Below are 3659 nucleotides of genomic sequence, written 5' to 3' on the forward strand. Positions count from 1 at the left end.
TGGGCCCTAAGCTCAAGCTAAGTCGCCGTGAAGGAACGGACCTGTTCCTGAAAAGTGGCGTGCGGGCAATTGACTCTAAATGTAACTTAACAACTGCTCCTGGTCAGCATGGTGCCCGTCGTGGTCGCTTGTCTGATTATGGTATTCAGTTGCGCGAGAAACAAAAAGTACGTCGTATGTATGGCGTGCTGGAAAAGCAGTTCCGTAATTACTACAAAGAAGCTGCTCGTTTGAAAGGTAACACCGGTGAAAACCTGCTTCAGTTGCTGGAGTCACGGTTGGATAACGTAGTGTACCGTATGGGCTTGGCAAGCACCCGTGCAGAAGCACGTCAGCTGGTCAGCCACAAAGCAATCATGGTGAATGGTCGTGTGGTAAACATCCCATCTTTCACTGTATTGCCAGAACAAGTTGTTTCTGTTCGTGAAAAAGCCAAGAAGCAAGCTCGTATCGCTGCTGCGATGGAGCTGGCTGGTCAACGCGAGAAGCCAACTTGGGTTGAAGTAGACACGACTAAGCTCGAAGGTGTATTCAAGCGTCTTCCTGAGCGTTCAGATTTGTCTGCTGACATCAACGAACAGTTAATCGTCGAGCTTTACTCTAAGTAAAGCGAACCATTAAGAGAGGATACAATGCAGGGTTCTGTCACCGAATTCCTTAAGCCGAGATTAGTTGGGATCGACAAAGTCACCCCAACTCGTGCCAAAGTTACTTTGGAACCACTTGAGCGCGGTTTCGGACATACCTTGGGTAACGCACTTCGCCGTATTCTGCTGTCTTCTATGCCAGGTTTTGCTGTCACAGAAGTTGAGATCGAAGGCGTACTCCATGAGTACAGTTCGAAAGAAGGGGTGCAAGAGGATATCATTGATATTCTGTTGAACCTGAAAGGCTTAGCCTTCCGCCTGGAAGACAAAGATGAAGTCACTCTGACTTTAACCAAAAAAGGTGCTGGCCCTGTGACTGCTGCTGATATCCAGCACGGTGACGGTGTTGTCATTGTAAATCCTGATCATGTCATTTGCCATCTGACCGGCGATACTGAATTCAGTATGCGACTGAAAGTTGAGCAAGGTCGTGGTTATGTGCCGGCATCAGCCCGTCTGTCCTCTGATGACGACGAGCGTCCAATTGGTCGTTTGCTGCTTGACGCCTCTTTCAGCCCTGTTGAGCGTATTGCTTACAGCGTTGAAGCGGCTCGTGTTGAGCAACGTACCGATTTGGACAAGTTGGTTATCGATATGGAAACCAATGGTACGCTCGAGCCTGAAGAGGCAATCCGTCGTGCTGCGACTATTCTGGCTGAACAGCTGGAGTTCTTCGTAGAACTGCGTGATAAGAGCGAGCCAGAGAAACGCGAAGAGAAGCCGGAGTTTGATCCGATTCTGTTGCGTCCTGTCGATGATCTCGAATTAACGGTTCGTTCTGCTAACTGTCTGAAAGCAGAGCAAATTCAGTACATCGGTGATCTGGTGCAACGTACCGAGGTTGAGCTGTTGAAAACGCCTAACCTGGGTAAGAAGTCGCTTACCGAAATCAAAGACGTACTGGCTTCACGTGGTCTGTCTCTTGGCATGCGCCTTGAGAACTGGCCGCCAGCCAGTCTGGTAAACAAAGACTAACCGGATCCGGTTCCTGGTTTAGTAAGAAGGAATAGGTCATGCGCCATCGTAAGAGTGGTCGTCAATTAAATCGGAACAGCAGCCATCGTCAGGCAATGTTCCGCAACATGGCAAGCTCGTTGGTGAAGCATCAAATCATCAAAACGACTTTGCCTAAAGCAAAAGAGTTACGTCGTGTTATTGAGCCTTTGATCACACTGGCTAAAAACGACAGCGTGGCAAATCGCCGTTTGGCTTTTGCCCGTACTCAGGATAAAGAAGCAGTTGGTATCTTGTTCACTGAACTTGGTCCACGCTACAACGCCCGCCCGGGTGGTTACACTCGTATTATCAAGTGTGGCTTCCGTGCCGGTGACAATGCGCCAATGTGCTACATTGAGCTGGTTGACCGTCCAGAAGTGGATATGGAAACCGTCACTGAAGAGGCTGTAGCTGAGTAAGCTGCACACTGAATAGAAAGCCGGGACTTGTTCCCGGCTTTTTTTCGCTTGCGATTTGCCGGATTATTCTTTATAACAAGAATCATAGGAATAAATTATTCGGTCTTGTGCTATGCTGGCTCGTATCTTTGCTCTATCCACTTTGCTGGCTTGTTCAGCCTGTACTGCTCAATCGTTCGTGCTGCCGGTGCAGATTGAATGTCGCTCTGAGCTGGCGACTATCTGTGCTAAGGCCGATAGTCATTTGTTGAAAAAGATCCCGGATCAGTTCCCAATCTTGCAGCAGGTGCTGGCCAATCCCGATCGCTATAAGGTGCAAATTCAAGTCAGTCAGATTGTCCGCGACCCGCAGCAACATCCCCATTTAATCAGCTACCGACTCTTTGTCGATGATGAGCGTTACTATTATCCCGCCAGCACGGTTAAACTTCCGGTGGCGCTGTTGGCTCTGGAGTGGTTGCAGCAGCAAAATCAGGTAAGCCTGGACAGCACTTTCCATACCTATGCCAGCCGTGATTCACAGCAAATGGTCACAGAAGATGTGATGGCTATAGGTCATCGTCCAACGCTGGCACATTACATCTGGCAAGTCATGATGGTCAGCGATAACCCCGGCTTTAATCGGATGTATGAATTGCTGGGCCAGGATCATATTAATCAGCAATTACGCAGTAAGGGCTTATGGACTGCGACCATTAATCATCGCTTAAGCTTACCAATGTCGGCAGAAGAAAACCGTCACTACAATCCATTGGCATTTTTTAATGCTGAGCACGAAGTGATTTTACAGTTACCTGCCCGTTCAAGTCAGACCGACTATCTAAATAGCCTGCAGCCGAAACTTGGCTCCGCTTTTTATCAAAACGGCGAGTTAATCAAAGAGCCGATGGATTTTAGTGATAAAAACCGACTGTCGATTCAGGATCTATCCGGTGTACTTGAGCGATTGATCTTCCCTGAGTTGTTTTCGCAAGAGCAGCAGTTTGATTTAGACGCAGAGATGCGCGACTGGCTACTGGCTGCCATGCTGCTCTATCCATCCGAAAGCAAACAACCCGATTACGCTGCCCATGGCATCGCTGATAACCGCTATAAGTACATTAAATTTGGTGGTCAGCCGACAGAGCTACCCAGACATCAACGCTGGCTGAATAAAATTGGCAGTGCTTATGGTTTTTTAACCGATGCAGGTTATTTCATTGATCTTGAGCAGCAGCTGGAGTTCTTTGTCACCGCCACCATTTATGTCAATGCCAATGAAACTCTGAATGACGATACCTACGAATACCAGGAACTCGGTTTGCCATTTCACCGTGAGCTGGGTGAGTACCTGTATAAACAGCTATCCGCCAACCCTAGCCAGCCGAAGCCAGATCTAAGCCGTTGGCAGCTATTGTTAGACCAATTCGTTCAATAAGCCAACAAGGCGAGCAAAATCTGAGCGCTTAGACGGGATCATACAAAAAAGATCTTGATCGACTTTGCCGGATCCTTATAATGCGCCCCACAGATGACGACGAGGTTACAGCCAAAACGTCATCCGCTTCGGAATGAAGCACTGCTCTTTAACAATTCGCAATCAATTATCTGTGTGGGT

At 48.2% G+C, this 3659-nt stretch carries 4 protein-coding genes; all 4 read left to right on the top strand.

Annotated elements, in window-relative coordinates; all coding sequences use genetic code 11:
* Window positions 1-608: 30S ribosomal protein S4 (gene rpsD / locus JJU14_RS16470; RefSeq protein WP_228614804.1), on the top strand; the 608-nt coding region annotated here is incomplete at its 5' end.
* 24 nt (window positions 609-632) lie between these two features.
* Window positions 633-1622 carry a DNA-directed RNA polymerase subunit alpha gene (gene rpoA, locus JJU14_RS16475; protein ID WP_091344875.1) on the top strand — a complete coding sequence of 330 codons (990 nt, stop codon included), beginning with the start codon at window positions 633-635 and terminating at the stop codon, window positions 1620-1622.
* Window positions 1623-1660: 38 nt separating this feature from the next.
* Window positions 1661-2062 (top strand): 50S ribosomal protein L17, encoded by a 402-nt coding sequence (gene rplQ, locus JJU14_RS16480; RefSeq protein WP_091344876.1) that lies wholly within the window; start codon window positions 1661-1663, stop codon window positions 2060-2062.
* A gap of 112 nt (window positions 2063-2174) precedes the next feature.
* Window positions 2175-3479 (top strand): serine hydrolase, encoded by a 1305-nt coding sequence (locus tag JJU14_RS16485; protein WP_228614805.1) that lies wholly within the window; start codon window positions 2175-2177, stop codon window positions 3477-3479.
* Window positions 3480-3659 lie beyond the last annotated feature (180 nt).

The organism is Alkalimonas sp. (genome assembly GCF_020831925.1).
Taxonomy (GTDB): domain Bacteria; phylum Pseudomonadota; class Gammaproteobacteria; order Enterobacterales; family Alteromonadaceae; genus Alkalimonas.